Below are 26,413 nucleotides of genomic sequence, written 5' to 3'. Positions count from 1 at the left end.
GATCTGCTCCCGGAATTATCTGTTGCGATTGCCGCGCCCCAGGGCCCGGCTCATCTGTGCCGCGATCTGGCCCTGGCTGCGGCGGAACCCCTGAACGTCAGGTGTTGTGATGTTCATGACGACATTGACCGCGCGCCCACCGCCCGAGGTGCGCACGCCCAGCTTGCCATCCGGCCCGCGGGCCAAGGGCATGATCGCCTCGGGGCCCGCCTCACCCATCAGCCCCGTGCCGCCCCGCATCGGGAAGGTGGTCGGGCCGCTGATCACGCCGCCATTGGCAAAGGGCATCACGCGCCCCTGACTGAAGCTGCCGCCATCGGCAAAGGGCAGAACCCCTTGCACCACGCTGCCGACTGTGTTGGCCAGCAACCCGCCAAAGTGATCCGTCACCGGCTTGATCGCTGCCGCATAGGCCGTCTGGATCAGCGAGTTCTTCAACACGTCCAGCGCATCCGACAGGTTCATCCCGTCCAGCACAACGCCGTCAAAGGCCTTGCGCAACCCGCTGGACATGCCGCGTTCCAGCGTGGCGACATCCTTGCCGGTTTCTTCAAAAGCTGCGCTGATGCGCTTCATCTGCCCGTCAAACGCCGCTGCCATGCTGGCCGCATCACTCAGCGAGTCGCCCAGTGCCTCGCCCCGTTCCTGCAGGTCGTCAAACCCGTCACGATCCGTCATCACGCTCTCCTAGTTGCTTGTCCGGGTAGGCCGCCAACAGCGCGTCCAGTCCGGCGCGGTTCATCGCGGGAATCCCGGCGCCTTGCCCCAGCATCAGCCGCAGCTCGGCAGGGGTCAGACGCCAGAACTGTTCCGGCGTCAGGCGCAAGCCGACGAAACCGGCCCGCATCAGAACAGGCCAGTCGAACCCGCTCATGCGCCACCCGGCACCATGAAGGCCCGCGCCAGTAGTTCTGCCGCCGCTTTTGCGCCTGCCATGGGGCCGCCTGTGATCTCGGCATGCATCACATCGGCCCGCGCCACATCGGCCCCACCGCCGCGCAATCCGGCCACGATCAGCGCCAGCACATCACTGCTGGAATAGGCCCCACCTTCGAACCGCTGCACCAGATCGACCAGCGACCCGGCCTGCAGTTCCTGCTCCAACTCCGCCAAGGCACCCAAAGTCAGTTTGAGCACCCGCCGCTCCCCATCGATGGTCAATGCCACCTCGCCCGTCCACGGATTGGCCATCAGAGCGCCGTGAAGCTCAGCGCACCGGCGCTTGCCAGGCTCATCTCATAGGTCGCCTCGCCATTGTGCGAGCCTGCGTATTCGATGCCGGTCACCTGAAACGGGCCTTCGACAATGCCGAAATCGGGAATGATCACCTGAAAGCCCGGCGTCTCACCATCAAAGAACAACTGCCGCGCGCGCTCATCCGTGCCTTCGTCCCGAAACACGCCCGAGCCCGAGATCGAGGCCGACTTAACCCCCGCCCCCGACAGCAACTCACGCCAGCCGCCCTGGCTTTCCAGCGTTGTCACATCCACACTTTCCGCGTTGAAACTGATCCGCGTGGCGCGCAGGCCCGCGATGGTCTCGAACAGGCCCGTGCCGTTCATATCCACTTTGACCAACAGGTCTTTTCCGTTCTGGGCAGCCATGTGCTCTCTCCGTTGATTGCTTAGTCGTCTTCCACGCGGGCGCGGAATCTCAGGTCGATCTGGCGGATCGCGCCGCCTGTTCCGGTGCGCCGGGCGCGGGCACGTTCGAACCACAGCCCAACCAGACGCCCCCGATCCAGGGTCAGGTCCGCGCCTTCCAGCGCATCGCACACTGCCCCGGCCAGCATCTTGGCCGCGCTGAAACCAGCCGCCTCGGACACCACGGAAACCGTGAACCGATGCAATGCACCCGCGCCGGATTTGTCCGAGGCTTCCCGGACCTCCTCTGGGCCCAGCGTCACGTAGGTCTGGGGGATGGTTCCGGTGGGCACCGCGTCATAGATCGCGCCACCGGATTGGGCGCTGACATCGGCGTCGTTCGAAAGCTGTTGAAACACCGCCGCCTGCAAAGCAGCTGAAACGCCGTAACTCATGCTGCCACCTCTTCGTCTGCAAAGCAGGTCAGATACCGGCCCTGCGGGTCCCGATCCGCAACCGCGCGGATCACAAAGCGGCGCGCGCCTTCCACAAAACGCTGATCCGGCGAAGGCCGCATCGAGGACCCCTCGGGCGCGCCGCGCACGACAATGCGATAACCAACGCGCGACACCGGCACCCCGGCGATGGATCGCTCGGACCCGCTGCGCGCTGTTATCTCGGCCCATACTGTGCCCAGCGCCTCCCAGGTCTCGGCAAAGCCACCCGCACCGTCGGCCACGCGTATGGGGGCCTCAAGCACCAGCTTGCGGTTCAGATGCGGAGCGCTCATTGGGTCACCCCTGCGCCAAAGCGTACAATCCGGTAGCGCTGGATCAGGCTGGTGACGCCAAAGGGCATGCAGCCCGCGCCAAGCGCTGTTTCATCGCGATATTCGTAGTAATGGGCAGCAAGCAGCAGCACCGCCTGCCCCAGATCGGCGGGCAATCCGCCCCAATCCACCGACAGCCCGGCGGTCAAATCAATCTTCGCACTGCCCCCGGTCGGGATCTTGGGCAAAGCAGTCGCCACAGGCCGCAGCCGGGGGCGCTGACTGTCGCGCTCCAGCCGATAAGCACCGTCATCAGCAACACTGTCCACACCGGCCGCATCGGTCACCGTGACCACATCAATCGCCGAGACCGGGGCAACCGGCAAAACCTCGCCCGACGGATCGCGCCAGCCGTTCAGGCTCCAGGAAAAAGCGCGTTCAATCAGAACCTTGCCCGTGCGCGTCTCAATCGCGGCAATCGCTGCCCGCAGAAAACCCTTCAGCACCTCGTCCTGCACATTGTCCTCGGCAAAGCCTGTGCCCAGCCGCAGATGCGCCTTGAACTGATCCACCGGCAGCGCCGCATCCGCGATGGCGGTTTCTTCGATCAACATCATCCATTCACTCCGCAATCTCGGACCCCTCCGGGGTCACTTCAGGAAAATGACGGGCACGCGCCGCCCCACGTTGCTCGGACGGAGGGGAGCAGCTAGACAACGCGGGGGATCTTACCCCGGCCCGCGCCCGCCGCCCGAGGGGCCCAAAAGGCCCCCCGGATCCGTCACCGCTTAGGCAGTGCCGAATTTCAGCAGCTTGATCGCAGCAAAATCGCTCACGTCACCGCCCACGCGCTTGGTGGCGTAGAACAGGACATGCGGCTTGGCGCTGAACGGATCGCGCAGCACGCGCAGATCGGGGCGTTCGGCAATGGTGTAGCCCGCCTGGAAATCGCCAAAGGCAATGGCAAAGCTGTCGGACGCCGCATCCGGCATATCCTCGGCAATCAGCACCGGATAGCCCATCAGACGCGCAGGCTCACCAGCGGCCAGACCGTCCGACCACAGGAAGCGGCCATCGCTGTCCTTCAGCTTGCGGATCTGACCGGCGGTTTTCGAGTTCATGACGAAAGTGCCATTGACCCGGTACTGCGCGCCCAGCGCATAGACCACATCGACAATCGCATCCGCATCGACGCCGCCATCGATGCCAGTGGCCACATAGCCCAGGCTACCCCACGACCAGGTGTCGTTCGCCACCGCACGATGGATCATCAGACCCTTGGGCTTGTCGATCCCGTCGCCGTTGATAAAGGCCGAGGCCTCGGCACGAGCGAACTTGTCCGCGATACGGCCCGCCAGCCAGCCTTCGACGTCAAACGCGCTGTCATCCAGCAGACGTTGCGAGGCCTTGGGCAGCGCGCTCAGCTCGTGCAGCGGGATCGAGATCCGGTCAATCACGGGTGTCGAGGTCTCTGTCGTAGTCGACGCCTCATCCGCCCAGCCCGCGCCCACATCTGTGTGATCGATCAGCACGTCGAACGAGTTCGCCTCGACATTCACCACCGACGCAATCGAACGGATCGAAGCGGTCGAGTTCAGCACCGACTTGACCGTCTCAGCGGTTTGCGGATCGACCAGATAGCCGCCATCGCTGTTGACCGCGGTGGACAGCGATTTCGCTTCCATCTCGAGCCCGCGCAGCCCGTCATCCTCGCCGGACCGCACATAAGCGTCGAACGCCTTCTGATGCGGTGCGCCGTCTTCGATCGAGGCCGCAAGATGCGGACGCGCCGCGAAGGTTGATTTACGATCCAGCATAGTCAGTCGCTCTTCTGTCTGTTGCAGTTTGGTTTTAACTTCGGCCTTGAGGCCCTTGAATTCATTCACGAAGCCAGCCATTGCCTGCTTCACCTCCTGAACCAGGGGCGCACCCTCTCCGGTCAAGGCCGGGGTCTCGGTCTTGCTCATCAGCACTTCCTTATTGGGGGGTTGAGGCGCTAGATCCGCGCCAGCTCCTGCCGGGCATCTCGGAACACCTCGGCAATACTGCGCCAGGTAAACGCGGTCTCGGGGTCTATCCCTTTTGCCGCCACCCGCGCACTGGGCAGCATCGGGAAGGTCACCAAAGACACTTCCCACAGCTCCAGTTCGGTCAGGACCCGCTGGCCCTTGTCATTCTTCACGGCCCGCTTTGTGCGATAGCCAATCGACAGCCCATCCATGGCACCGGCGCGGATCAACTCCGCCGCCTCGCGGCCCTTCTGCGTGGCCTCCAGCAGACGTCCCTTGACCCAAAGGCCCCGGTCATCCTCGCGCACCTCGTCCCAGACGCCGATGGGCTGGGCCGGGTCGTGCTGCCACAGCATCTTGACCCGCTGACCCGCCTCGGCCAGCCCTGCAAGCGAGCTTTGATACGCCCCGTGCTGCACCACGTCACTGCCCTGATCGACCTGCCCGAACAGGCTGGCATAGCCTTCAATCACCGCATCAACCGAGACGGACAGACCGTCCCCAAACCGCGCGAATTTATGTTCCAAATCCATGAACTTCTCCATGTAACTCACTGATTTTATGGCGATGCCACAAGGAATGACTGAAACGCCTGCGCCAGGATCACCGCCGCCACGCCATAGACCGTCAGCCACAACCGCCGCTCCAGCCGTTCCATCATCTCTTCGATCTGATCCAACCGCCGACAAAGATGAGCGTGCTGGATCTCGGCCACCCGCTCATGCGCGGCCAGACGCAGGCCCGGCGCGCATTCGAACGGGGGATACCCCTCAGCCATCGGCACGCTCCGGCAGCCCCAGCAAGGCGCGCTTCTCGGCATCGCTCAGGAAATCGGCCCCGTTGACCCGCGCCCATTGCGCATCGCGTTCCGCCGACAATGCGGGCACCTGATCCAGATCGGGCTTCAACACCAACTCCTCGCCGGTAAAGCCCGCCAGCCAGTCCGACACCGCCGCCGCCACCCGCGTCACCAGGGGCAACACGGTCAGGCGATAAAACGCCCGGTTGGCCTCCTGATAGTTCGAATAGGTCGCGTCGCCCTGAATCCCCAGCAGCATCGGCGGGACCCCAAAGGCCAGCGCGATCTCGCGGGCGGCGGCTTCCTTGGTCTTTTGAAACTCCATATCCGAGGGCGAGAAACCCATCGGTTTCCAATCCAGCCCCCCTTCCAGAACCATCGGCCGCCCGGCATTCCGCGCCCCGCGATAGTTCTGCTCGATCTCGTCCGACAGACGACGGAACTGATCCTCGGCCATCACCCCATGGCCATCGCCCTTCCACACTAGCGCCCCCGAAGGCCGCGCCGCATTGTCCAAAAGCGATTTCGACCACCGCGACGCGCTGTTATGCACATCAATCGCCATCGCCGCCGCCTGCATCGGCGAAAACCCATAGTGATCATCCTGAGGGTGGAACGATTTGATATGACAGATATTTTCCGCCGCGAACCGATGCTTCTTGCCACCGACCGCGTAATCATACGCCTTAGGCCAGCCATCCGCCCCCGGCACCACGCTCATCCGATCCGAGCGCAACACATGTAGCTCTACCGGCAAGCCTTCCTCGGCCTGTACAGCCTCAACATAAGCATTGCCCGACAGCAGCAACTGCCCGAACAGGGCCTCCATCAACTCCGCCCGTCCCTGCGCCGCATTCGGACGGCGCATCAGCGACAGGATCGGATGAGTATCAAACCGCTGCGCCTGATCCTGCAACACCAAAGGCAGAGCCGCCGCCGCCTCGGCAATAAGCTTGACCGAGCGAAACCCCACCGGGTTCCCCGAAAACCCAGTCCGCGTCAGCGACACCGCGTCCCGAGGGCTCCACGCCACGCGCCCGCCCGTCTGCCACGCCACCACAGGTCCCGCCGCGCTCGCCTTCGCCTCGAGTGCCTCGCCAGCCGATCCACGACGCAAGAAATCGAATACCATCTGTGCTCCTTTCTGCCGCCGCTCTGCCCGGCTTGTTGAAAGGAGTTATGACGGAAAGAAGTTTAGGGCTTGGGAATGGGGCGTACGGCGGTTGGGCAACGGCCCTAAAGCTCCTTTGCTGCAATCAAACTAAACAAAGGTGTAGCGGCGAATGGTTGTGGCTCCACAAAATACCAAGACAAATGCCCCCGTCTTGCTTTCATCTTAATGCTATGCAGAGTATGAGCGCTGAGATTAAGTGATTGCTTACCTCTGCCGATAAGTGCGTGAGGTTTCTTCGAAGCACGTATTTGGGGTTGTAAATTTGCGTCTACTTCTTATTCCACTTCTTGCTGCAGGGTTAGTTGCATTCAGCTCTGCAACCAAAAGTCGTGCGAGTGAATCGCTTTCCGTTAGTACATTTGCCGCGCCACAGCACTTCGTTTCTTACCTTCTCCAGCATGATCGAGGTGTTGGGAAATTTGATCGGAATCTGACTTGGGTCAATCCAGACGACTCCGATGTCTTAGTGATTTTTCTTTCGGACTCTAAGGATGGTAAATTTATCCCTGCGGTTCTGCAAACGCCCCTGATTAAAGTTATGTCGGTGGTCGATACTCATCTATACAGATTATCCGAGGACAACTTCGGCAGCTCTATAAAGTCTGACGTTTTTGTGTTTTCAGTAAATTTGCTGAAACTCAAAATGGATATGACTGGCACTTCCCCAGAGGACTTGGAGAATTCGGAGTATCTGTCGTGTTTTTCCGCGGGGCTGGTGAACTCGTTCTATGAACTTGGACATTTAGTAGCGGATTACTCAAAGATCGGGGACATTTGCGATGTGATGATTATCAAGGAAAACCGCTAAACTGGAATGTGCGCATCCCAAGATGTCCCCATCAAGAACAGTCTTTCCAGGCAAAGAAGAAGACGAGTTGATTACGGGTATTACAGGGACAATGCGATCTGTGGGCTTCTGTAACTTAACCAAATAGGAGCCTCACAAACTCCGCACCCTCGGCCACCGAAACGCTCCCGCTGGTCCCACAACCAACTCATGCAGTGCCCAGACCAGCGCGTCGACTCGGTCGGGCGAACCCTGCCCCTCGAACCCGCGCGCGGTCATCTGGCACATCTGCTCCTCCAGCGCGTCCAGCCCGGCCACGTGGCTCACCCGCCCCTGCTCGTACAACGCGGCCACAGGCTCGGCCCGCGCGACCTTGCCGCGGGAGGCCCGCACTGCGCGATAAGGGACCAGAGGATCCACCTGCCGCACCACCACTTCCACCAGCTGCCCGCCCTGATTGACCTCGGCCACCAGACGTTCGGCCCCGAACTCATCCATTGCGTCAATCGCCGCCTGCGCCCAGCCCGCCGGGCCAACGCCCTGCACCGTCCGGTCGGCCAGCACATAGGCGCGCCAGTCCCCGGGCGGCCCCTGCACCTGCGCGCCAACCACCACGATCCCGCAAGCATCTGCGCCTGAACCGGATGTCACCGCCGGGTCCAGCGCCACAACGATCCGATCCAAATCGGGCACCTGCGCACAGCGCGCCGCCTCTAGCATCGAGCCCGTCCACAGCGCCCCCTCCGCGTCAGACAGCAGCACACCATCCAACTCCTGCCGCCCTAGCCGCGTACCCGCATAACGGGCGCGTACCTCGTCCAGAAATGACTCCGCCAGATTGGCCCGGTTCGCCTCAGTCGGCGCGTGGGTCTGGACCGTGGACGGAGAGGCCAGTAATTCCTTCAAAACCTTCACATTCCTTGGTGTCGTGGTCACACAGACCCGAGGCCGATCCCCCAAACGCAAAGCAAATTGCAGCATATCCCAGGTCTCGCCCGCCTTTTTCCATTTGGCCAACTCATCCACCCAGGCCGCATCGAATTGCGGGCCGCGCAGCCCCTCGGGATCATGCGCGGAAAACGCCTGCGCCTCGGCCCCATTGGGCCAGATCAGTTTGCGCTCGGACGCCTTCCACACAGGCCGACGATCCGGTGGCGAGCATTGCAATATCCCACTGTCGCCAAAGATCATCACGTCGCGCACCTGATCGAAGGTCTCGCCAACCAACGCCACGCGACTGGCCTCGCCACGATCCAACGGCTTGGCCCCCTCGACCACCCGTCGCACCCATTCAGACCCGGCGCGCGTCTTGCCCGCGCCACGCCCGCCCATGATCACCCAGGATCGCCAGTCCCCCTCGGGCGGCAACTGATGCGGCAGCGCCCAGAACTCGAACAGGAAAGGGAGGGCACACAGCCCCCCCTCCCCGATCTCACTCAGAAATCTCTCCCGCACCGCAGCATCGGCGGAGGCGAGCCAACCTGCACCCGATTTCAAATCGAGCGCGCTCAAGGTCGAGCGCATAGCCCCCTTGGGCAATTCCGGCTTGTCTGTGATGTTGTTCGACAAAGTTTGCCTCCACTTTCTGGCACGTTCGGATCAGCCCCTCCAGCTGACCGAGTTGCCGTGCTGAACCAGCAAGATCTGCATCCTCCCCGGCTCCGATCTGCCTGCGCAGTTCTTCCGCTGCCTGGCGCAGATCGCGAATGGATCGCTCAAGCGACTGCAACAAGTCAGCCGTCTGGGAAATCCGCTCTTCCGGGGTAATCAAAGTCATGTTTGCCTGTGACCTCATGCGTGAGTTTTCTCCGCACGAGAGAAACGAAAAACGGCCACCGGGTCGCCCCGGGGCCGTTGCCCACCTCTTCTAGCATGGCACAATCGATATAGAAAAAAGTGCGCGAAGTCAATGCTTTACGCAACACACGCGCAACACGCACCGTGCGGCCTGTTTACACTTCGCCGTCAATCTCCTGACGATTTCAGGCCTTACCCCCGCGCGATTTCCAACAATGCCGCGCTGACGATCAGGGTCGCGCCGATGAATTCGCGCAGCCCAAAAGGTTCGCCCGAGAACACGGCAGCGGAAATCAGGCCAACGACAATCTCGCTCATCAAAAGCAAACCGACCCGCGCAGGCGTTAACAGCGTTGCGGGCCAAATTGTCAGAAAAATCATCGGCAGCGTGTATAGGACCGACAGCAGCGCAATCGGAAGCACCCGGACAATAACGTCGCTCTGCTCGCTCAACGCGCCCGCGCTGAAGGCCAGACTGGCCACTGACAGCAACAATGCCCCGGTGATGAACGCAAAGACCTGCCCCGGAACAGAAATACCTGACGCCCGGTACAGCCCAAGTGTTCCCACAGCCCAGGCCATTCCTGACAGAAGGGCCGCCCAATCCCCGACATTGCTGGGCCACGGGATGATCTGCTCGCCCCCGAGGACGATGACCATACCGCCAAGCCCACAGGCAAGCCCCAACAGCCGGATCAGGGTCAGCCGCTCGCCCAGAAAGACAAGGCCGACAATCGTTCCCCATACTGGTGTGAGGTAGAACAGCAGGATCGCGCGCACGACATCGGTATAGATCAGGCTGATCGTGAACAGGCCAAAAGCTGCACCAGTGAACACGCCACTGAACATCAGGTCCTGCCAGCGAAGCAACAAGTCCCGCCTGTCGCGCCACAAAAAGGGTGCCAGACCAACAAGAGCAGCCGAATACATAACGATGCCGGGCCAAGCGCCGCTTAGTCCCTGATCAACGAAAAAGCGGACCGGGATCCAATACAGCCCCCACATCATGCCGCCAAACACAAGGGCGACACTTGCGACCTTCAGGTTAGAGCCGTGCAAGTTTCTTGACATCATCTGTGATACTCGGTGCCGATCATTTCCGGTTGCGGCACAACCCGCTCAAATTGCAGCGGCCTGGACCACAAAATCGATGCCGCAAACCGCCCAGGAACACCAGCAGATTCTCTACCACGAGGCGCTTGGGGTTTACCCAATGCAGCTTCAACACCTTGACAAACGCCGCCACAGACTTCATGTGCCCCATCAAAGCGCTGACGCGTGAGCATTGGCGGGCTTCTTCCGCCCCACAGCGCCCTACAGACACTTCTCCAGTTCCCCTTCACGCAGGGTTCTTGATGCGATGGCCGGATGGCACAGGGTTCGCCTGTGAGTCCCGAGGCCGCGCAAAACCCCTGCCGGTTGCGCGGTTGCCGCGTGACCCGTTTCAAATGCGCCCCGGCCAGTTCGGCCCGGGGTGGAAAAAGGATAGACATTGTTCGACTTTGACATGCTGGGCCTTGCGCCAGCTTTGAATGACGCGCTGAAACGCGCGAAATTTTCGCAACCGACCCCGATCCAGAACCAGGCCATTCCGTTGGCCCTGAACGGGCATGACATTCTGGGGCTCGCCCAGACGGGTACCGGCAAAACCTTGGCCTTTGGCCTGCCGCTGATCGATCACCTGCTGGCCCAGCCGGGCAAGCCCGATCCCAAAACCGCCAAGGCCCTGATCCTTGCCCCCACCCGCGAGCTGGTGAACCAGATCGCCGACAGCCTGCGCACCCTGACCCAAAAGACAAAGCTGCGTGTGGCCACTGTTTTGGGCGGACAGTCCATCAACAAGCAGATCATGTTCCTGTCCCGTGGCACCGACATTCTGGTCGCCACCCCCGGACGTCTGATCGATTTGATGGAGCGCGGCGCGGTTGACCTTAGCGCCGTCCGCCATCTGGTGCTGGACGAAGCAGACCAGATGCTCGACCTCGGCTTCATCCACGCGCTGCGCAAGATCGCGCCGGCATTGGGGACGCCGCGCCAGACAATGCTGTTCTCGGCCACCATGCCCAAGCAGATGGAAGAACTCAGCCGCGCGTATCTGACCAACCCGCAGCGCGTACAAGTCTCGCCTCCGGGCAAGGCTGCGGACAAGATCACTCAGTCGGTGCACTTTGTCAGTAAACCGGGAAAACCCGGCAAGCTGCGGGAAATCCTGTCGCAGGACACCGATGCCCTGACGCTTGTCTTCTCGCGCACGAAACACGGGGCCGAGAAGCTGATGAAAGGGCTGGTCGCCGATGGCTATAACGCCGCTTCGATCCACGGCAACAAAAGTCAGGGCCAGCGTGACCGTGCCATCAAGGCCTTCCGCGCCGGAGAGATCAACGTATTGGTCGCAACAGATGTGGCCGCACGTGGGATCGACATTCCGGGCGTGGCCTATGTGATCAACTACGATCTGCCCGAGGTGCCCGACAACTACGTCCACCGCATCGGCCGCACCGCACGGGCCGGGCGCGAGGGCGAAGCCATCGCGTTCTGCTCAGCGGAAGAGGTCGATCTGCTGCGCCAGATTCAGAAGCTGATGAAAATCGACATTCCCGTAGCCAGCGGAGAAATGCCCGAAGCCGTGCAGGCCGAACGCCCCGCGCGCGGGCAGAACAATCGCCGCCGTGGATTCCGACCCAAGCCCGCCAATGGCGGCGCAAAGCCGTCGCAATCCAAACGCAGGCGGCCCCGTCGCAAACCCGCAGCTTGATCCAACAAAAAACAGCGCCCGAACCGGCGCTGTTTTTTCTTTCAAATTCAGAGCTTAGTTGCCCGAATTCCGTTCGGCCTCAATCTCGCGCCATTTGGCGACATTGCGGTTATGTTCCTGCAGGGTCTCGGCAAAGGCGTGACCACCGGTGCCATCCGCAACAAAGAAGATGTAATCCGTTCTGTCCGGGGCAACCGCCGCTTGCAGGCTGGCCTGACCGGGGTTGGCAATCGGCGTCGGCGGCAGACCATCGATCTGATAGGTGTTCCACGGCGTCGGGCGGTTCAACTCGCTGCGTCGCAACCCACGGCCCAACGTGCCCTGCCCCTTGGTGACGCCATAAATCACGGTCGGGTCTGTTTGCAGCCGCATACCCAGATTCAGACGGTTCACAAACACGCTCGCCACCTGACCACGTTCTTCCGGGACACCGGTTTCTTTCTCGATGATCGACGCAAGGATCAGCATTTCCTCGGGGCTTTGCAGCGGCAGGCCATCCTGACGGCTTTCCCAAGCTGCATTGATGCGCAACTGCTGAGTTTCCTGCATCGCCTGAAGGATTTCGTTCCGGTCCTGCCCGGCGACGACATCATAGCTGTCCGGCGCCAGCGATCCTTCGGCGGGAATTTCTGTCACCTCACCGCTCAGCGCTTCAAACCCCTTCAGCGCCTCAACCACCTGCCACGAGGTCACGCCCTCGGCCAGCGACACACGATAGCGGGTATCCGCTTCGTTGCGCTTCTCAGTATAGGCTTCGGGCGTTTCGTCTTCTGCGGCATCGAATGACGCGATCTCGTCGAAGTCCAGCGTCGCCGGGTTCAACTCGCGTACACGGGTCTGGGCACGGGTCACGCCGATCCGATACTCAATCTCGGACCCGCAGGTGCTGGCCCCGCTGCTGGTGATTTCGTCAATGATCTGCTCCATCGACGCGCCTTCGCGCACCAGAAAGCTGCCCGCCTTCAACTGCTGCGCCCGGTCGGTGTAATCCGCAGCCATCCGAAAGATCGTGGCGCTGGTGATCGCGCCCTGATCCTCTAGATCGCGGCTGACGCGGGTCATGTTCGACCCGCTTGCCACTTGCAGGCAAATCGCGGTGTCCAGCGGGCCTTCGGCCTTGTACTGGGATTGGCCCCAAAGGATCAGACCGCCCATCAGGAACAGGCCGACCACCAGAATGGTCAGCGCGTTCGATGCCAGGGCACGCCACATTTAACTGACCTTTCCGAAGATCACGCTGGCATTGGTTCCGCCAAACCCGAACGAGTTCGACAGGGCCACGTTAATCTCACGCTCGCGCTTGGCGTTTGGTGCCAGATCAATCGGCGTTTCAACCGCTGGATTGTCCAGATTGATCGTCGGCGGTGCAACCTGATCGCGGATCGCCAGGATCGAGAAGATCGCCTCAATCGCACCAGCAGCCCCAAGCAGGTGACCGGTGGCCGACTTAGTCGAGGTCATCGTGGCGCTGCTGGCATGATCGCCCAGCAGACGCTCCACTGCGCCCAGCTCAATCGTATCCGCCATGGTCGAGGTACCGTGGGCGTTGATATAGTCCAGATCCTTCGGCTCCAGCCCGGCACTGCGCAGCGCGGCCTTCATCGAACGCTCGGCCCCGTCGCCATCCTCGGACGGTGCGGTGATGTGATAGGCGTCGCCCGACATGCCATAGCCCAGCACTTCGGCATAAATCTTCGCTCCGCGTGCCTTGGCGTGCTCGTAGTCTTCCAGAACCACGATGCCTGCGCCTTCGCCCATCACGAACCCATCGCGATCAACGTCATAGGGGCGACTGGCCTTCTTCGGATCGTCTGCATACTTCGTCGACAGCGCCTTGCACGCGTTGAAACCTGCAATCCCAATCTCGCAGATGCAGCCTTCGCCACCTCCGGCAATCATTACATCCGCATCGCCCGACCGGATGATCCGGCTGGCATCGCCAATGGCGTGGGCACCGGTCGAACAGGCCGTCACCACCGAATGGTTCGGACCCTTGAAACCGAACCGGATCGAAACCTGACCAGACGCCAGGTTGATCAGCGCGCCGGGAATAAAGAACGGCGATACGCGGCGTGGACCCTTGTCGCGGATCAGGTTTGCAGTTTCCGCAATCGATCCCAGACCACCAATGCCCGACCCGATCAAAACGCCAGTCCGCAGACGATCCTCTTCGTCCTCGGGCGTCCAGCCCGCATCCTTGCACGCCATCTCGGCCGCCGCGATGGAGTACAGGATAAAGTCCTCGATCTTGCGCTGCTCTTTCGGCGGCATCCAGTCGTCGGGGTTGAACGTCCCGTTGGTTCCGTCCCCGCGTGGCACTTCGCAGGCATAGGTCGTGGTGACCCCGCTTGCCTCGGCATCGAACAGTGTGATCGGGCCAGCGCCGGACTCTCCGTCCAGCAGACGTGACCAGGTTTCTTCGACCCCGCTGGCCAAAGGAGTGACCAATCCCAGACCGGTTACGACGACTCTGCGCATGAAGTGCCTCTTGCCTGCTTCCTGTTATGAGAACCGCTCATACCCCGCCCCGGGGTACGGGGGCAAGAGCAAGGGCGCATTCCTTACCGACATCATATTGTCAATTCCGGTCATATCTTGCCGTGCAGCCGGGTTTCACCACCCCGCTGGAACAAAAAAACCGCCCTCTCCCGGATGTGGAAAAGGGCGGAACAAATCTCTCGGTCAGTCCTATTGGAACTGCGCTACCGGTTCATGGGCAGCCGTCGCAACCTCAAGCGCCTCAGACAGATCCAGCGTTTTGCGGAACAATGCGCGCGCGAACATCGCACCCGAAATGTTGGGAATATAGGCCAGCCGCGAAATATCATCAGCCGAACGCACCACGCCGTTTGCTACGATAGGCGTACGCGAATGCTGCGCCAGGCCGGAAATCAGCCCAAGCTGGGCTTCGACATCTTCCATGTCGCTGTCAATATCCGTCACCACGATGGCCGCAAAAGGCGTGCCTTCGAACGCGTCGATAAATGCCTCGGGTGTAAAAGCGCTCTGGCTGCGCCAACCTTCGGTCATCACGTAGCCCTGCCAGACATCCACCGCCAACACGATCTGATCGGGGTACAGCTTGGCCAGTTCCTTCACCAGTTGCGGATCACGCGCCGCCAACGTCCCGATCACGATACGGCCCGCGCCTTTGTCGATCCAATGCTCGACATGTTCGCGGCTGCGCATACCGCCGCCCAGCTGTACCGGGATTTCAGCGCTGCGGATGATCTCTTCGACCAGCCCCGCGTTGGTATCGCGCCCTTCGATCGCGTCGAAATCGGTCAGATGCATCCATTCAGCACCGACGGCAGCCCAGCTGCGCGCTGTTTCAACCGGGTCCACATGCCAGATCATTGCATCGTCCAGGCGACCCTTGTCCAGGGTGACGCACCGCCCGTTCTGCAATTCCATCGTGGGGTAAATCCGCATGAGCATTCTCCTCCGCTCAGTCGTTCTGGAAATCCAGAATAGCATACATGCGATGGATCGGCCCAATTTACCGGGATCGGCAAAGTCTGGTCAATTTGCGGCATAAGTTGCCTTCGGCGGAGTTACGCCCGCGCCGGTGGTCCGTTGCGACGCAGCAAGTGGACCGGAGTGCCTTTGTACTCGGCCTCGCGCGTCAGCACATAGCCCAGCTTTTTTGCCAGTTTCTGCGAGGTCGCGTTGCCTGCATTCACCATGGCAACCAACGGCCCCGGCATGATCCGGTCGAACCAGTCATGCGCGGCCTGGGCGGCCTCATACCCCAGCCCCTGCCCTTGGGCTTCGGTAGCGAGGACCCAACCGGCCTCGGGGAAAGCGTCGAATTCTTCACCCATCCCGCGATCGGCGTAGAAAAACCCGGCCTGACCTATCAATTTGCGATTCGATTGTTGCAGAACGCCCCACTGCCCGAACCCGGCCATCTGCCAGTGGCCCGCATTGCGCAGGAACGAATCCCAGGCTTCACCGCGCGACCGGGGCTGGCCGCCGATATGCTGAACCACGCAAGGGTCGCGCCAGATTTCGGCAAAGCGCTCAAAATCCTCGGGCCGCATCGCACACAGCGTCAGCCGTGCCGTATTGATCATCGGTGTGGATCTTATCATCGCCTGCCCACTTGGAATAACGCCTCAGTGGAAACAGTGCTAAGCGAACAGGCGTCACGCAAGCCTGAAAGTTGGGCCGACAATAAAAAACGGCGCCCCCGTTGCCCGGAAGCGCCGCTTTTGATCAGAAATGAAACGCTTAGGACGCTTCGCTGATGAATTTGACCGCGTCGCCGAAGGTCTGGATGGTCTCGGCTGCGTCATCAGGAATTTCGATGCCGAACTCTTCTTCGAAGGCCATGACCAGCTCGACGGTGTCCAGGCTGTCTGCGCCCAGATCGTCGATGAAGGAGGCGTTTTCCGCAACCTTGTCTTCTTCAACACCCAGGTGCTCAACAACGATCTTTTTAACGCGATCTGCGACGTCGCTCATGTCTATTCCTCATTCCTATTCAGGGCGGTTTGCCCGGTTCTGCCCTTGCCCGCACGGGTTGGCTTTGATTTGCCCGTTCCGGGCGGTTTGGGTCCCGGCTCACCGGGAAAGTAGAAGGCCGACCTGAACGACCGGCCCCTGCATAGATGCGCCGCCTATAACATAGTCCGCGCACAAGGCAAACGCTTTCGCGCCTGTCCTGTTATGCGCTCACAACATGGCCATACCGCCATTCACATGCAAGGTGCTTCCGGTAACATAGCCCGCTTCGGGGCTGGCAAGATACAGAACGGCGGCCGCAATTTCCTCGGGGTCGCCCATACGACCCGCCGGAACCTTGAGCAACAGACCCTTTTTCTGTTCCTCGGTCAGCTTCTCGGTCATGGCCGTGGTAATGAAACCCGGAGCCACAGCGTTAACGGTGATGCCGCGCGTGGCAACTTCGTGGGCCAAGGCCTTGGAAAAGCCGATCATTCCGGCTTTCGACGCCGCATAGTTCGCCTGCCCCGGATTGCCGATCGCGGCCACCACGGACGAGACATTCACGATCCGACCCCAACGCGCCTTCATCATGCCCCGGATCACGCCTTTGCACAGTTTCATGGTCGAGGTCATGTTCACGTCAATGACGCTCTGCCATTCTTCATCGGACATGCGCATGAACAGGTTGTCACGCGTGATGCCGGCGTTGTTGACCAGAATGTCGACCGATCCCATCGCCTCGGCTGCCTGTTTCGGCAGCGCCTCGACGGCCTGTGTGTCACTCAGGTTGCAGGGCAGCACATGCGCCCGCTCTCCCAGCTCATCGGCCAAAGCCTGCAGTGGCTCAACCCGCGTACCCGAAAGGCCCACATTGGCACCAGCGCCATGCAGAGCGCGGGCGATATCGCCCCCGATCCCGCCCGAAGCGCCAGTAACCAGCGCATTCTTACCCGTCAAATCAAACATACTGTTTCCCTCGTGAGGCGCCCTGAACGGCGCGTTCTATGCTTACGACTCGGCCGCGACGGCCTTTAGGACATCTTCTGGCGTTCCAACCGCTTTGCCCGCGATGGCCCGGTCAATCTTGCGGATCATGCCGGACAGGGCTTTGCCCGCGCCAATTTCCCACGTCTCGGTCACGCCCTGCGCCGCCATGTACTGCACGCTTTCGCGCCACCGAACCGAGCCCGTCACCTGCTCGACCAACAACCGCCGGATCAGGTCCGGGTCGCTTACGGCCTCGGCGCGCACATTGGCGACAACCGGAACTGCGGGGGCCTTGATTTCGACCGCGGCTAAGGCGTCTGCCATTACATCTGCAGCAGGCTGCATCAGCGCACAGTGAAATGGAGCACTTACCGGCAACAAAATTGCCCGCTTTGCGCCTTTTTCCTTGGCAATCTCGGCAGCCCGTTCCACCGCCGCCTTGGCGCCGGATACGACAACCTGCGTTGGGTCGTTGTCATTTGCCGCCTGACACACCTCGCCCTGCGCGGCTTCGTCCGCTACGGCGCGCACCGCTTCAAGGTCCAGACCAAGAACAGCCGCCATTGCACCTTCACCCACCGGCACCGCGCTTTGCATCGCCTGACCGCGCTTGCGCAACAGGCGGGCGGTATCGGCCACCGACAAGGCACCCGCCGCCGCCAGTGCGGAATATTCACCCAGCGAATGCCCGGCCACATAGGCCGCATCAGTTACAGACACACCTTCGGCCTCCAGCGCACGCATCGCGGCCATCGACGTGGCCATCAGCGCGGGCTGCGCGTTCTGAGTCAGCGTCAGTTCTTCGATCTCGCCGTCCCAGATCAGGCTGCTTAGCTTTTCGCTCAGCGCCTCGTCGACCTCATCAAAAACGGCTTGGGCCGCCGGGTAGGCTTCGGCCAGTGCTTTACCCATTCCGATGGTCTGGGCGCCCTGCCCCGGAAAAACGAACGCGCGTGTCATTGCAACCTCATGGATGACGTTAGGTTGCGGCGGGGTGTAAACTGACATGGGACGCGGCACAAGTAGGGTGCATTGCGGCACCTTGAATGTGCGCAGTCTCGTACTTGTGTCATTGCGCGTGCGCTTTAGGTTGGGGGCAGCCCACCCATACCGGAGCGTTTGTTCGATGCCCTCAAGCAATACCTTTTCCAGCTATGGCAGCGTCGCCAAGGCTTTTCACTGGCTGACGGCTTTGCTGATCTTCACGGCCCTGCCACTGGGCTGGTACGCCAACCAGTTGGCCCACGCGATCTATGACCCTAACATCCCGACATCCGAAGAGGATATTGCCCACGCGGCCCGTCTGTTCTCGCTGCACAAGACCGTTGGCGTGACGGTGTTCTTTGTCGCACTGGCCCGCATTCTGTGGGCATTTTCTCAAACAAAACCGGGATTGCTGAACGCTGAAAACAAGCCCGAGGCTTTTGCCGCCGAAACCGTGCATTGGATGCTTTACGCCTCATTCGTTCTGGTGCCGCTGACCGGCTGGCTTCACCACGCCGCCGCCGAAGGGTTTGCGCCGATCCTGTGGCCCTTCGGCCAAAACCTGCCGTTTGTTCCGAAATCGCCATACGTGGCCGAGGTGACCGCCGGGCTGCACTGGCTGTTCATCTGGGTTTTGGGCGGGTCGCTGGCTCTGCACATCATGGGTGCCCTGAAACACCACGTTGTCGATAAGGACAGCACCCTGCGTCGCATGCTGCCCGGTCAGGCGGACGCACCCGAACCGCCAGCACAACACCACTCGGCCCTGCCAGCATTCGCTGCCTTGATCGTCTGGTTGGGGGTTCTGGGCTTTGGCTGGACCAACGGCACATTTGATGACCACTCCAAAGCGGCAACCGACACGGCCGAGCTTGAAGACGTGCAATCTGAATGGGAGGTCGAGGATGGCACCTTGTCGATCACTATCTCTCAGCTGGGCAGCCCTGTGACAGGGACTTTTGGCGACTGGACAGCCGCGATTGCCTTCGAAGACCCCGCCGAACCGGGATTGGCAGGCTCGGTCGATGTGACGATTGCCATCGGATCGCTCAGCCTGGGTACGGTGAGCGATCAGGCGATGGGCGCGGATTTCTTTGACAGCGCGCAATTCCCGACCGCCGCCTTCAAGGCCGATCTGTTCAAGACCGAAACAGGCTATGAGGCCCGGGGGCCTCTGACGATCCGCGACAAATCCCTGGACGTTGTTCTGCCTTTCACACTGGAGTTGCAGGAGGATCAGGCAACCATGTCAGGCGAGTTGCAGTTGAACCGGATGGATTTCGACGTTGGCACATCTCAACCGACAGAGGACTCGCTGGGCTTTAACGTTATAGTCTCGGTCGAGTTGACTGCCGAGCGGGACGAAGAGTGACAAAAAAAACCGCCGGGTCGGCTGACCCGGCGGTTTCCTGTCGTAACGATCAAACTGCGCTTATTCGGCTTTCTGCGCTTCGACCGAAATCTGAACCTGTACCTCGTCGCTGACGAACGGGGCGAACTGGCCCAGATCAAACTCGCTGCGGGTCAGGGTTGTGGTCGCGTTGAATCCGGCCCAGGGCTTGTTGGCCATCGGGTGCTGGTCGACCTTGTTCAGCTTGGCATCCAGAACGACCGACTTGGTCACACCGTTCATGGTCAGGTCGCCGGTAATATTGGCCGTGTCGTCTCCGGTAACTTCGATCCCGGTCGAGGTGAAGGTGATCAGATCGCCTTCGGACGCACCAAAGAAGTCCTCGGTCATAAAGTGATCTTCACGCGCTTCCCAGCCGGTGAACATCGACATCACAGGCATCGAGACGGACACGCTGGATGCGGCAGGGTCTTCCTGATCGAACATGATTTCGCCTTCAAAGCCCGAGAACATGCCAGTGGTGGTCGAGAATCCCAGGTGGTCATAGCTGAAAATGACCTGACTGTGGCTTGGATCCAGAACGTATTTCTCGGCGCTGGCGAAGGCAGTGGTCGCCGTCATGGCCAGGGCAGCAGCAAGCAGGGTGGATTTCATAACAGTCTCCGCTTTTTTGTGAATGCAAACCGATTGGGTTGCTCAAAACAAAAATGTGCCGCCCAAGGGCGGCACACAAGTATTTTTGATTCACAAACTCTGTTCCTTTTTGAACAGAATAAAACTCAGGCGAAAATTGTTACGCTTTGGCTCAGTTGGCCCTTCAGCGCTCGGCTGACATCCGCCGATTGCAACGGCAGTTTCATCAGCAGGCTGCCGTCGACGTCATACAATTGGACTTCATCATCCTCGAAACGGGCACCGCCAAGGCTTTCATAGCTGCGACGCAGAACCGTCTGGGGGCGGCCATTCTCGTTCTTCTGCAGAATGCGGACTTCACGGCGGATCGGATCGAAATAGGCATCCGGGCGTGAATCCATCACTTCGATGGTCAACAGGCTGACACCGACGATCAGGAACAGCATCGACGCGACCATCTTGATCGGCCAGACCTCGGCCCCGATCACCGACCCCGGCATCAGCCACATCGAAAAGGCCGACACGATCAGGAAGGCTCCGACGATGCGGGCCAGAACGATCCGGGCTTTCCAGTTCACTTTGAATGCAATCTTGACCGGCACGGAATGTTCAAAGCCCGCGCCCTGCGCCTGCTTGCCAAGTGTGTTCGTGTTCGTCGCGGTCATAACATCATCACCCTGTATAAGGTTACCGTCTTAGATTTGGCTGTCCGGATGTGTTCCGGCTTGCTTAACAACTTTGAGCCGAAAAGCGTCAGGAATTGGGCGCAGCAAAGGAAATTGGACGACTTCACCATGGCAGTCCCGGCAGGCCTTGCCCCGGACGGGGAAACGTGTATACGGGGCCATCCTTCGCACGACACATGAATCGCGCAGCCTCTCGTGGCAGGGTCGCGAAGGATCACAATGGCCCCGCCTATGAAATGCGCCTTGATATAAACAGGAGTGAACATGCCACTGTATGAGCATGTAATGATCGCGCGTCAGGACCTGTCCAACGCGCAGGCCGAAGGCCTGATCGAACACTTTGGCACCGTGCTGGCCGACAACGGCGGCAACCTCGTGGATAGCGAGTACTGGGGTGTCAAGACGATGGCCTACAAGATCAACAAGAACCGCAAAGGCCACTATGCCTTCCTGAAGACCGATGCCCCCTCGGGTGCGGTTCAGGAAATGGAACGCCTGATGCGCCTGCATGACGACGTCATGCGCGTTCTGACCATCAAGGTCGACGGTCACGAAGACGGCCCGTCGGTTCAGATGCAGAAGCGTGACGAACGTGGCGACCGCCGCGAGCGTCGTTGATCAACGCCTGAGAAAAGGACACTAAACCATGGCCGCAAAACCATTTTTCCGCCGCCGCAAGGTCTGCCCGTTCTCGGGTGAGAACGCGCCGAAGATCGACTATAAAGACACCCGTCTGCTGCAGCGCTACATCTCTGAGCGTGGCAAGATCGTTCCTTCGCGCATCACCGCCGTTTCGGCGAAAAAGCAGCGTGAACTGGCCCGTGCTATCAAGCGCGCCCGCTTTCTCGCCCTGCTGCCCTACGCCGTGAAGTAAGGAGAGACTGACATGCAAGTTATCCTTCTGGAACGCGTTGCGAAACTGGGTCAGATGGGCGACGTCGTTGACGTCAAGCCCGGCTACGCCCGCAACTTCCTGCTGCCCCAGGGCAAAGCCCTGAGCGCATCGGACGCCAACATCGCGTCGTTCGAAGCCCAGAAAGCGCAGCTGGAAGCACGCAACCTGGAAACCAAGAAAGAAGCTGAAGCCCTGGCTGAAAAGCTGGACGGTCAGCAGTTCATCGTGATTCGCTCGGCATCGGATGCTGGCGCTCTGTACGGCTCGGTCACCCCGCGTGACGCCGCAGATGCCGCAACCGAAGCAGGTTTCACCGTCGACAAGAAACAGGTCATCCTGATCGCTCCGATCAAGGAACTGGGCCTGCACTCGGTCGCCGTTCGCCTGCACCCCGAGGTTGAAGTCGAGATCAAGATGAACGTTGCCCGCTCAGAAGAAGAAGCCGAACTGCAGGCATCGGGCAAATCGATTCAGGAACTGGCCGCTGAAGAAGAAGCTGCCGCTGAATTCGAAATCGCCGAACTGTTCGACGACATCGGCTCGGCCGCTTCGGACGACGACGATCTGGTGGCCGAAGACGCCCCTGCCCAAGAAGACGAAGCAAAAGCCTGATCTGGCCAAGCTGACCTTACAGAAAGGGCCGCGCCATCCGCGCGGCCCTTTTTCTTGCCCGAGCCAGCAAAATTCAGCCCAATTTCACAGCTAATCTTGCGGCGTCGACTGCGATCCATATCATCGCGCACCGGAACCTGGAGAATTTAGATGGCAGTTTTCCCCCGCCGCAGCATCATCGCCTTCCTCGCAATGGCCACCCTTGCCGCCTGTAGCGGCGCCGAAGTATCCCGAGGTGACGCGGAACCGTTCGATCCGCCGCTCTACCCCAACGAGACCCCGGAACTGCGCGCGTCGATCAACAAATGGGCAGATCACTACGAGTTGCCGCGTGAGTTGGTGCACAAGCTGGCGATCCGCGAAAGCACGCACAGACCCTGGGCTGTGAACCGCCCTTATTACGGCCTGCTCCAGATCCTGCCTGCCACGGCGCGCTCGATGGGATATAAGGGCAACGCGCAAGGTCTGCTGGACGCTGACACCAATCTTGAGTTTGCGGGAAAATATCTGCGCGGTGCATGGCTGCTTTCCGATGGCGATCAGCAACGCGCCATCTTTTTATATGCAAAAGGGTACTATCCCGAAGCCAAGGCACGCGGTATGCTGGTTGAGACAGGATTACGACCCGCGCCGTGAAATGGGGCGGTCAATCGGAATGATCTTCTGTTAGCAGTTGCGTTCCGATAGTGACAAAAATGTTCTAATACGTCACCAGCAGCGTCGAAAAGCGCAGACATTTCGCACGTCGCCTTGTCATGTTTTCAAAAGTATGTTGTGCTGGCTGCCGTGAGGTAAGTTGGGTTCCACTCTAAGTTTACTGCCGGTCTGACGACACCATCAGACTTGTGGTATGGGCCGCAGTTGGTAGGCGCCGCATGGAAATTTTCGATCTGAGCACTCTGCCGGATGCAGAAACTCGGTATACCGAGTTTCTTAAGCAGATTTGCGACAAGCATGAAATGGACCATGCCGCCTATGCTGGCATGAATCCTGCGGCTGGTACCGTAGCCGGTTTTGTGACTTACGACGACGCCTGGAACGAACACTACCAGAACCAGGGTCTGATCATGATCGACCCCACAATCCACATGGCCCGACGCAGCATCGCCCCCGTGGATTGGAGCCGTCTTGAACGCAGCCCGGAGTTTCAGCGCGTTTTCAGGGACGCACATGATTTTGGCATTCCGAATCAAGGCGTTACCATTCCTGTGCGAGGGCCTTACGGCGATATTGGATTGCTCAGCGCGACCCGCAATTGCAGCAAGGAAGAATGGCGTAAACTGTACACCCATGTCATCAGCGACCTGCAATCAATGGCCGTTCACATTCACGACCATGTCGTGACCTCAGATGAACTGACCGGTGCGCTGTACCACCCTACCCTGTCCACGCGTGAGGCCGAGATCCTGCAATGGGTCGCGGCAGGCAAGTCGCAGCAGGATATCGGCGACATCCTGTCCATCTCGCACCGCACCGTCGAGGTGCATCTGCGATCAAGCCGCGAAAAGCTGAGCGCGTTGACCACGCCGCAAGCCGTCGGCCGGGCCATCGCAATTGGGCTTATTACCCCAGGTTAAACACAAAATTCCCCAAATTCCGTCAAAATACGGGAAACCCCCAATAGAAAAACCCCCTCAAAACGGTAACTTCTAGTTTACCGAACAACCACTCGAAGGGGGAAAAAATGATCATCGTGGTAGATGGGCTGAACAGACACCTGTTCGGCGAAGTTCTCGACGAAATGTTTGAACTGCGCGCACGCGTATTCGGCGGACGTCTTGGATGGGACGTTAATATCGAAGACGGGAAAGAGATCGACGAATTCGATCACCTGGATCCTGCATACGTAATCGGACTCGACGACGGGGGGAATGTCGTCGCAGCCGTGCGTGCCCTGCAGACCACCGGACCTCACATGCTTTCCGATGTCTTCTCGGCCATTCTGGATGGCGAAGCACCGCTGCGCAGCGCGACGATGTGGGAATCCACGCGCTTTTGCGTCGACACGCAGCGTCTCAAACGCGGCAAGGACAAGAACTCGGTGTCGTATGCCACCTGTGAACTGATGATTGGCTCGCTGGAATATGCCAAGAACGCAGGTATCCAGGACATCATCACCGTAATCGATCCGGTTATGGATCGCGTTCTGCAGCGGTCGAACTGTGCCCCTTATGACTATGTCGGCAAAACTGTCCCGATGGGCAAAGTGTCGGCACTGGCCGCGCTGTTGGATTGCACCGATGAACGCATTCAGGGCGTCCGCGACTTCGCTGGCATCGAAGGCGATGTCTTCCTGGACGAGGAAGAGGCGCTGGCCCTGTTCAACTCGAAGAAAGCTGTTGAGCCCAATCCGGCCAATCGCGATCACAAACCGCTCACTGACCTCGAAAAATACTTTGTCGAACAGATGAGCGCAGCGCGCACCGAAGCGGAACGGCAAGATGTTCTGAAGCTGATCGAAGCGCTGACCGACACCTTCACGCCAGAGCAGAAGACCGCTCTGCTACAGACCCCCCGTGCTTTTGCTCATGAGGCCTGACCCCCTCACCTCATAGTACAAAGCCACCCATGCGGAGTCGCCAATTTCAGGCGGCTCCGCTTTACTTTTGGTCCCCGAAAAGGGGGGAAGAGGATTATTCCTCTTCCAGTGCCTCAACGGCTTTTTGCAGGTCGTCCTTGCTGACTTCTTTGTCTGCAACGGTGGCCAGTTCGAACACGTAGTCGACAACCTTATCTTCAAAGATCGGCGCGCGCAGTTGCTGCTGCATCTGGGCGTTTTGCTGCACGAACTCAAAGAACTGGCGTTCCTGACCCGGGTACTGACGCGCCTGGTTCATGATCGCCTGAGTCATCTCGGCATCGGTCACTTCAACTTCAGCCTTCTGGCCCAGCTCGGCCAGCAGCAGGCCCAGACGCACGCGGCGCTCGGCCAGTTTGTTGTGCTCGTCGGTGGGTTCGATCTCATCGTGATCGTGGCCTTCGACCTCGGGGTTTTCCTCGTGCCACAGCTGGTGAGCAATCTGCTTGGCCTCGGCCTCTACCAGCGACGGCGGCAGGTCAAAGGACACCTTCTCGTCCAGCGCATCCAGCAGCGCGCGCTTCATCACAGCGCGTGACGCACCAGCGTATTCGGCTTCCAGACGCTCGGAAATCTGACCTTTCAGAGCCTCCAGATCCTCGGCACCGAATTTCTTGGCCAGCTCATCATTGACCTCGGCGGCGACCGGCTCTTTCACCTCTTTGACGGTGCAGGTGAAAACAGCGTCTTTACCGGCCAGATGCTCGGCACCGTATTCTTCGGGGAAGGTGACGTTGACGTCTTTTTCTTCCTCGGCTTTCACACCAACCAGCTGCTCTTCAAAGCCGGGGATGAAGCTGTTCGAGCCCAGCACCAGCGGGTAGTCTTCCGCCGAGCCGCCTTCGAACTCTTCGCCGTCAACCTTGCCGACGAAATCGAACACGATCTGGTCGCCGTCTTTGGCTTTCGAACCCTTGCGGCGCGCTTTGAAATCCTGTGCAGTTTCGGCCAGATTGTTCAGCGCCTCTTCCACGGCTGCGTCATCGGCTTTGACAACCAGCTTCTCCAGTTCGACCGATTTCAGGTCAACCTCGGGGATTTCCGGCAGCGCTTCGTAGGACATTGCGACCTCGACGTCGTCGCCTTCTTTCCAGTCCTCATTGGTCATCTTGACCTCGGGCTGCAGCGCAGGGCGGTCGCCGCTGTCTTCAAAGTGCTTGTTCATCGCACCATCGATGGTTTCCTGCATCGCTTCGCCCAGCAGGCGCTGGCCAAATTGCTTCTTCAGCAGCGCCATCGGCACCTTGCCTTTGCGGAAGCCCTTCATCTCAACTTCGGGCTGCGCCTCGGTCAGCTTTTCGTTGACCTTGTCGTCCAGCTCGGCTGCGGTCACAACGATGTTGTAGCCGCGTTTCAGACCTTCGTTCAGCGTCTCGGTAACCTGCATTATGGTAGTCCCCATAGGATTCGGGGCGCGCAAAACGGCGCGCCGGGCAAATTTGACGCCTTCTATTTGCCCAGCCGCCCGCGTGCAAGGGGGCAAAGGCCGGATCACCCCGGATTTACCGCCTCTCAGTATAAAAAACGCCCCGGATTGGACCGGGGCGTTTGTTCAGGAAATCGTC

General features: G+C 60.1%; 33 protein-coding genes. 9 read left to right on the top strand and 24 right to left on the bottom strand.

Annotation, left to right across the window (positions count from 1 at the left end):
* Positions 1-15: 15 nt before the first annotated feature.
* The 11 genes from ACR0E6_RS02525 to ACR0E6_RS02475 all read right to left on the bottom strand — a co-directional run bounded on the left by ACR0E6_RS02525 (position 16) and on the right by ACR0E6_RS02475 (position 6,292).
* A complete protein-coding gene (locus tag ACR0E6_RS02525; protein WP_170449913.1) occupies positions 16-678 on the bottom strand; it encodes a phage tail tape measure protein in 663 nt (220 codons plus the stop codon).
* Positions 665-874 carry a rcc01693 family protein gene (locus ACR0E6_RS02520; protein WP_170449911.1) on the bottom strand — a complete coding sequence of 70 codons (210 nt, stop codon included), beginning with the start codon at positions 872-874 and terminating at the stop codon, positions 665-667. Before ACR0E6_RS02520 ends, ACR0E6_RS02525 begins: the two co-directional genes overlap by 14 nt.
* On the bottom strand, positions 871-1,191 hold the full coding sequence (locus ACR0E6_RS02515; RefSeq protein ID WP_170449909.1) for a gene transfer agent family protein: 321 nt from the start codon (positions 1,189-1,191) through the stop codon (positions 871-873). The genes ACR0E6_RS02520 and ACR0E6_RS02515 overlap by 4 nt, the downstream gene beginning before the upstream one ends.
* Entirely contained in the window at positions 1,191-1,604 is a 414-nt protein-coding gene (locus ACR0E6_RS02510) for a phage major tail protein, TP901-1 family (protein ID WP_170449906.1), read from the bottom strand. The genes ACR0E6_RS02515 and ACR0E6_RS02510 overlap by 1 nt, the downstream gene beginning before the upstream one ends.
* A gap of 20 nt (positions 1,605-1,624) precedes the next feature.
* A complete protein-coding gene (locus ACR0E6_RS02505; RefSeq protein WP_480580709.1) occupies positions 1,625-2,038 on the bottom strand; it encodes a DUF3168 domain-containing protein in 414 nt (137 codons plus the stop codon).
* A complete protein-coding gene (locus tag ACR0E6_RS02500) occupies positions 2,035-2,373 on the bottom strand; it encodes a phage head closure protein (protein WP_170449902.1) in 339 nt (112 codons plus the stop codon). The genes ACR0E6_RS02505 and ACR0E6_RS02500 overlap by 4 nt, the downstream gene beginning before the upstream one ends.
* A complete protein-coding gene (locus ACR0E6_RS02495) occupies positions 2,370-2,969 on the bottom strand; it encodes a head-tail connector protein (RefSeq protein ID WP_480580707.1) in 600 nt (199 codons plus the stop codon). The genes ACR0E6_RS02500 and ACR0E6_RS02495 overlap by 4 nt, the downstream gene beginning before the upstream one ends.
* A gap of 171 nt (positions 2,970-3,140) precedes the next feature.
* Positions 3,141-4,319 carry a phage major capsid protein gene (locus tag ACR0E6_RS02490; protein WP_170735083.1) on the bottom strand — a complete coding sequence of 393 codons (1,179 nt, stop codon included), beginning with the start codon at positions 4,317-4,319 and terminating at the stop codon, positions 3,141-3,143.
* Between the two features lie 29 nt (positions 4,320-4,348).
* Complete coding sequence (locus ACR0E6_RS02485) at positions 4,349-4,894, bottom strand: HK97 family phage prohead protease (protein WP_480580705.1); 546 nt, start codon at positions 4,892-4,894, stop codon at positions 4,349-4,351.
* Positions 4,895-4,920: 26 nt separating this feature from the next.
* A complete protein-coding gene (locus ACR0E6_RS02480) occupies positions 4,921-5,139 on the bottom strand; it encodes a GTA head formation protein, RCAP_rcc01685 family (RefSeq protein WP_170735087.1) in 219 nt (72 codons plus the stop codon).
* Complete coding sequence (locus ACR0E6_RS02475) at positions 5,132-6,292, bottom strand: phage portal protein (protein WP_480580703.1); 1,161 nt, start codon at positions 6,290-6,292, stop codon at positions 5,132-5,134. Before ACR0E6_RS02475 ends, ACR0E6_RS02480 begins: the two co-directional genes overlap by 8 nt.
* Before the next feature lie 304 nt (positions 6,293-6,596).
* Between ACR0E6_RS02475 and ACR0E6_RS02470 the strand changes: the two genes are divergently transcribed.
* The gene (locus tag ACR0E6_RS02470; protein ID WP_170621990.1) at positions 6,597-7,142 is read left to right on the top strand and encodes a hypothetical protein; all 546 of its coding nucleotides are present in this window, start codon (positions 6,597-6,599) and stop codon (positions 7,140-7,142) included.
* A gap of 132 nt (positions 7,143-7,274) precedes the next feature.
* Here the strand turns inward: ACR0E6_RS02470 and ACR0E6_RS02465 are convergent, their stop codons facing one another.
* From ACR0E6_RS02465 to ACR0E6_RS02455, 3 genes are all read right to left on the bottom strand, one after another.
* Positions 7,275-8,645 carry a DNA-packaging protein gene (locus tag ACR0E6_RS02465; protein ID WP_480580701.1) on the bottom strand — a complete coding sequence of 457 codons (1,371 nt, stop codon included), beginning with the start codon at positions 8,643-8,645 and terminating at the stop codon, positions 7,275-7,277.
* Positions 8,554-8,898: an aldehyde dehydrogenase family protein gene (locus tag ACR0E6_RS02460; RefSeq protein ID WP_170621991.1), complete on the bottom strand. Its 345-nt coding sequence runs from the start codon at positions 8,896-8,898 to the stop codon at positions 8,554-8,556. Before ACR0E6_RS02460 ends, ACR0E6_RS02465 begins: the two co-directional genes overlap by 92 nt.
* A 212-nt stretch (positions 8,899-9,110) precedes the next feature.
* Positions 9,111-9,992, bottom strand: coding sequence for a DMT family transporter (locus ACR0E6_RS02455; RefSeq protein ID WP_170621992.1), 882 nt, complete (start codon positions 9,990-9,992; stop codon positions 9,111-9,113).
* 418 nt (positions 9,993-10,410) lie between these two features.
* Between ACR0E6_RS02455 and ACR0E6_RS02450 the strand changes: the two genes are divergently transcribed.
* The gene (locus ACR0E6_RS02450; RefSeq protein WP_480580698.1) at positions 10,411-11,673 is read left to right on the top strand and encodes a DEAD/DEAH box helicase; all 1,263 of its coding nucleotides are present in this window, start codon (positions 10,411-10,413) and stop codon (positions 11,671-11,673) included.
* Between the two features lie 54 nt (positions 11,674-11,727).
* Here ACR0E6_RS02450 and mltG read toward each other — a convergent pair whose 3' ends face one another.
* The 7 genes from mltG to fabD form a co-directional block, all read right to left on the bottom strand.
* Complete coding sequence (gene mltG, locus ACR0E6_RS02445; protein WP_480580696.1) at positions 11,728-12,885, bottom strand: endolytic transglycosylase MltG; 1,158 nt, start codon at positions 12,883-12,885, stop codon at positions 11,728-11,730.
* Positions 12,886-14,151: a beta-ketoacyl-ACP synthase II gene (gene fabF / locus ACR0E6_RS02440; protein ID WP_170519396.1), complete on the bottom strand. Its 1,266-nt coding sequence runs from the start codon at positions 14,149-14,151 to the stop codon at positions 12,886-12,888.
* Between the two features lie 210 nt (positions 14,152-14,361).
* Positions 14,362-15,105: a 1-(5-phosphoribosyl)-5-[(5-phosphoribosylamino)methylideneamino] imidazole-4-carboxamide isomerase gene (locus tag ACR0E6_RS02435; RefSeq protein WP_170449877.1), complete on the bottom strand. Its 744-nt coding sequence runs from the start codon at positions 15,103-15,105 to the stop codon at positions 14,362-14,364.
* Positions 15,106-15,227: 122 nt separating this feature from the next.
* Positions 15,228-15,767 (bottom strand): GNAT family N-acetyltransferase, encoded by a 540-nt coding sequence (locus ACR0E6_RS02430; RefSeq protein WP_170449876.1) that lies wholly within the window; start codon positions 15,765-15,767, stop codon positions 15,228-15,230.
* A 139-nt stretch (positions 15,768-15,906) separates the two neighbouring features.
* The gene (locus tag ACR0E6_RS02425) at positions 15,907-16,140 is read right to left on the bottom strand and encodes an acyl carrier protein (protein ID WP_008756330.1); all 234 of its coding nucleotides are present in this window, start codon (positions 16,138-16,140) and stop codon (positions 15,907-15,909) included.
* A 210-nt stretch (positions 16,141-16,350) separates the two neighbouring features.
* Positions 16,351-17,088 carry a 3-oxoacyl-[acyl-carrier-protein] reductase gene (fabG, locus tag ACR0E6_RS02420; RefSeq protein ID WP_480580693.1) on the bottom strand — a complete coding sequence of 246 codons (738 nt, stop codon included), beginning with the start codon at positions 17,086-17,088 and terminating at the stop codon, positions 16,351-16,353.
* A gap of 42 nt (positions 17,089-17,130) precedes the next feature.
* On the bottom strand, positions 17,131-18,069 hold the full coding sequence (fabD, locus tag ACR0E6_RS02415; RefSeq protein ID WP_480580691.1) for an ACP S-malonyltransferase: 939 nt from the start codon (positions 18,067-18,069) through the stop codon (positions 17,131-17,133).
* 166 nt (positions 18,070-18,235) lie between these two features.
* Between fabD and ACR0E6_RS02410 the strand changes: the two genes are divergently transcribed.
* Positions 18,236-19,465 (top strand): cytochrome b/b6 domain-containing protein, encoded by a 1,230-nt coding sequence (locus ACR0E6_RS02410; protein ID WP_480580689.1) that lies wholly within the window; start codon positions 18,236-18,238, stop codon positions 19,463-19,465.
* A 60-nt stretch (positions 19,466-19,525) separates the two neighbouring features.
* Here the strand turns inward: ACR0E6_RS02410 and ACR0E6_RS02405 are convergent, their stop codons facing one another.
* Together ACR0E6_RS02405 and ACR0E6_RS02400 are read right to left on the bottom strand one after the other, a co-directional pair.
* Positions 19,526-20,098: a YceI family protein gene (locus ACR0E6_RS02405; protein WP_170449867.1), complete on the bottom strand. Its 573-nt coding sequence runs from the start codon at positions 20,096-20,098 to the stop codon at positions 19,526-19,528.
* 125 nt (positions 20,099-20,223) lie between these two features.
* On the bottom strand, positions 20,224-20,742 hold the full coding sequence (locus ACR0E6_RS02400; RefSeq protein ID WP_170449865.1) for a hypothetical protein: 519 nt from the start codon (positions 20,740-20,742) through the stop codon (positions 20,224-20,226).
* A 285-nt stretch (positions 20,743-21,027) separates the two neighbouring features.
* On the opposite strand from ACR0E6_RS02400, the gene rpsF reads away from it, so the two are divergent.
* From rpsF to ACR0E6_RS02370, 6 genes are all read left to right on the top strand, one after another.
* Positions 21,028-21,381 (top strand): 30S ribosomal protein S6, encoded by a 354-nt coding sequence (rpsF, locus tag ACR0E6_RS02395; protein WP_170449863.1) that lies wholly within the window; start codon positions 21,028-21,030, stop codon positions 21,379-21,381.
* Between the two features lie 28 nt (positions 21,382-21,409).
* Positions 21,410-21,637 carry a 30S ribosomal protein S18 gene (rpsR, locus tag ACR0E6_RS02390; RefSeq protein WP_005608650.1) on the top strand — a complete coding sequence of 76 codons (228 nt, stop codon included), beginning with the start codon at positions 21,410-21,412 and terminating at the stop codon, positions 21,635-21,637.
* A gap of 12 nt (positions 21,638-21,649) precedes the next feature.
* Positions 21,650-22,270, top strand: coding sequence for a 50S ribosomal protein L9 (gene rplI, locus ACR0E6_RS02385; protein ID WP_170449861.1), 621 nt, complete (start codon positions 21,650-21,652; stop codon positions 22,268-22,270).
* Between the two features lie 150 nt (positions 22,271-22,420).
* Positions 22,421-22,906 (top strand): lytic transglycosylase domain-containing protein, encoded by a 486-nt coding sequence (locus ACR0E6_RS02380; protein WP_170449859.1) that lies wholly within the window; start codon positions 22,421-22,423, stop codon positions 22,904-22,906.
* Positions 22,907-23,145: 239 nt separating this feature from the next.
* The gene (locus ACR0E6_RS02375) at positions 23,146-23,847 is read left to right on the top strand and encodes a LuxR family transcriptional regulator (protein WP_170449857.1); all 702 of its coding nucleotides are present in this window, start codon (positions 23,146-23,148) and stop codon (positions 23,845-23,847) included.
* 107 nt (positions 23,848-23,954) lie between these two features.
* On the top strand, positions 23,955-24,809 hold the full coding sequence (locus tag ACR0E6_RS02370) for an acyl-homoserine-lactone synthase (protein ID WP_170449855.1): 855 nt from the start codon (positions 23,955-23,957) through the stop codon (positions 24,807-24,809).
* 94 nt (positions 24,810-24,903) lie between these two features.
* On the opposite strand, the gene tig is transcribed toward ACR0E6_RS02370, so the two are convergent.
* Complete coding sequence (gene tig / locus ACR0E6_RS02365; RefSeq protein ID WP_480580685.1) at positions 24,904-26,235, bottom strand: trigger factor; 1,332 nt, start codon at positions 26,233-26,235, stop codon at positions 24,904-24,906.
* Between the last annotated feature and the right edge of the window lie 178 nt (positions 26,236-26,413).

The sequence above is a fragment of the Ruegeria sp. AP12 genome (genome assembly GCF_056540025.1).
Note: the sequence above shows the minus strand (reverse complement) of the source record. Positions and strands in the feature narration are given on the sequence as shown.

Excerpts from the sequence above, each read along its gene's own strand:
- ACR0E6_RS02435 (WP_170449877.1), bottom strand. The coding sequence starts at position 15,105 with ATGCGGATTTACCCCACGATGGAATTGCAGAACGGGCGGTGCGTCACC.
- ACR0E6_RS02480 (WP_170735087.1), bottom strand. The coding sequence starts at position 5,139 with ATGGCTGAGGGGTATCCCCCGTTCGAATGCGCGCCGGGCCTGCGTCTG.
- rpsF (WP_170449863.1), top strand. The coding sequence starts at position 21,028 with ATGCCACTGTATGAGCATGTAATGATCGCGCGTCAGGACCTGTCCAAC.
- ACR0E6_RS02485 (WP_480580705.1), bottom strand. The coding sequence starts at position 4,894 with ATGGATTTGGAACATAAATTCGCGCGGTTTGGGGACGGTCTGTCCGTC.
- tig (WP_480580685.1), bottom strand. The coding sequence starts at position 26,235 with ATGCAGGTTACCGAGACGCTGAACGAAGGTCTGAAACGCGGCTACAAC.
- ACR0E6_RS02410 (WP_480580689.1), top strand. The coding sequence starts at position 18,236 with ATGCCCTCAAGCAATACCTTTTCCAGCTATGGCAGCGTCGCCAAGGCT.
- ACR0E6_RS02375 (WP_170449857.1), top strand. The coding sequence starts at position 23,146 with ATGGAAATTTTCGATCTGAGCACTCTGCCGGATGCAGAAACTCGGTAT.
- fabF (WP_170519396.1), bottom strand. The coding sequence starts at position 14,151 with ATGCGCAGAGTCGTCGTAACCGGTCTGGGATTGGTCACTCCTTTGGCC.
- ACR0E6_RS02490 (WP_170735083.1), bottom strand. The coding sequence starts at position 4,319 with ATGAGCAAGACCGAGACCCCGGCCTTGACCGGAGAGGGTGCGCCCCTG.
- ACR0E6_RS02455 (WP_170621992.1), bottom strand. The coding sequence starts at position 9,992 with ATGATGTCAAGAAACTTGCACGGCTCTAACCTGAAGGTCGCAAGTGTC.
- ACR0E6_RS02500 (WP_170449902.1), bottom strand. The coding sequence starts at position 2,373 with ATGAGCGCTCCGCATCTGAACCGCAAGCTGGTGCTTGAGGCCCCCATA.
- fabG (WP_480580693.1), bottom strand. The coding sequence starts at position 17,088 with ATGTTTGATTTGACGGGTAAGAATGCGCTGGTTACTGGCGCTTCGGGC.
- ACR0E6_RS02400 (WP_170449865.1), bottom strand. The coding sequence starts at position 20,742 with ATGACCGCGACGAACACGAACACACTTGGCAAGCAGGCGCAGGGCGCG.
- mltG (WP_480580696.1), bottom strand. The coding sequence starts at position 12,885 with ATGTGGCGTGCCCTGGCATCGAACGCGCTGACCATTCTGGTGGTCGGC.
- ACR0E6_RS02475 (WP_480580703.1), bottom strand. The coding sequence starts at position 6,292 with ATGGTATTCGATTTCTTGCGTCGTGGATCGGCTGGCGAGGCACTCGAG.
- ACR0E6_RS02525 (WP_170449913.1), bottom strand. The coding sequence starts at position 678 with ATGACGGATCGTGACGGGTTTGACGACCTGCAGGAACGGGGCGAGGCA.
- ACR0E6_RS02405 (WP_170449867.1), bottom strand. The coding sequence starts at position 20,098 with ATGAAATCCACCCTGCTTGCTGCTGCCCTGGCCATGACGGCGACCACT.
- ACR0E6_RS02370 (WP_170449855.1), top strand. The coding sequence starts at position 23,955 with ATGATCATCGTGGTAGATGGGCTGAACAGACACCTGTTCGGCGAAGTT.
- ACR0E6_RS02425 (WP_008756330.1), bottom strand. The coding sequence starts at position 16,140 with ATGAGCGACGTCGCAGATCGCGTTAAAAAGATCGTTGTTGAGCACCTG.
- ACR0E6_RS02460 (WP_170621991.1), bottom strand. The coding sequence starts at position 8,898 with ATGACTTTGATTACCCCGGAAGAGCGGATTTCCCAGACGGCTGACTTG.
- rpsR (WP_005608650.1), top strand. The coding sequence starts at position 21,410 with ATGGCCGCAAAACCATTTTTCCGCCGCCGCAAGGTCTGCCCGTTCTCG.
- ACR0E6_RS02520 (WP_170449911.1), bottom strand. The coding sequence starts at position 874 with ATGAGCGGGTTCGACTGGCCTGTTCTGATGCGGGCCGGTTTCGTCGGC.
- ACR0E6_RS02495 (WP_480580707.1), bottom strand. The coding sequence starts at position 2,969 with ATGATGTTGATCGAAGAAACCGCCATCGCGGATGCGGCGCTGCCGGTG.
- ACR0E6_RS02380 (WP_170449859.1), top strand. The coding sequence starts at position 22,421 with ATGGCAGTTTTCCCCCGCCGCAGCATCATCGCCTTCCTCGCAATGGCC.
- ACR0E6_RS02430 (WP_170449876.1), bottom strand. The coding sequence starts at position 15,767 with ATGATAAGATCCACACCGATGATCAATACGGCACGGCTGACGCTGTGT.
- ACR0E6_RS02515 (WP_170449909.1), bottom strand. The coding sequence starts at position 1,191 with ATGGCCAATCCGTGGACGGGCGAGGTGGCATTGACCATCGATGGGGAG.
- ACR0E6_RS02465 (WP_480580701.1), bottom strand. The coding sequence starts at position 8,645 with ATGCGCTCGACCTTGAGCGCGCTCGATTTGAAATCGGGTGCAGGTTGG.
- ACR0E6_RS02505 (WP_480580709.1), bottom strand. The coding sequence starts at position 2,038 with ATGAGTTACGGCGTTTCAGCTGCTTTGCAGGCGGCGGTGTTTCAACAG.
- rplI (WP_170449861.1), top strand. The coding sequence starts at position 21,650 with ATGCAAGTTATCCTTCTGGAACGCGTTGCGAAACTGGGTCAGATGGGC.
- ACR0E6_RS02510 (WP_170449906.1), bottom strand. The coding sequence starts at position 1,604 with ATGGCTGCCCAGAACGGAAAAGACCTGTTGGTCAAAGTGGATATGAAC.
- fabD (WP_480580691.1), bottom strand. The coding sequence starts at position 18,069 with ATGACACGCGCGTTCGTTTTTCCGGGGCAGGGCGCCCAGACCATCGGA.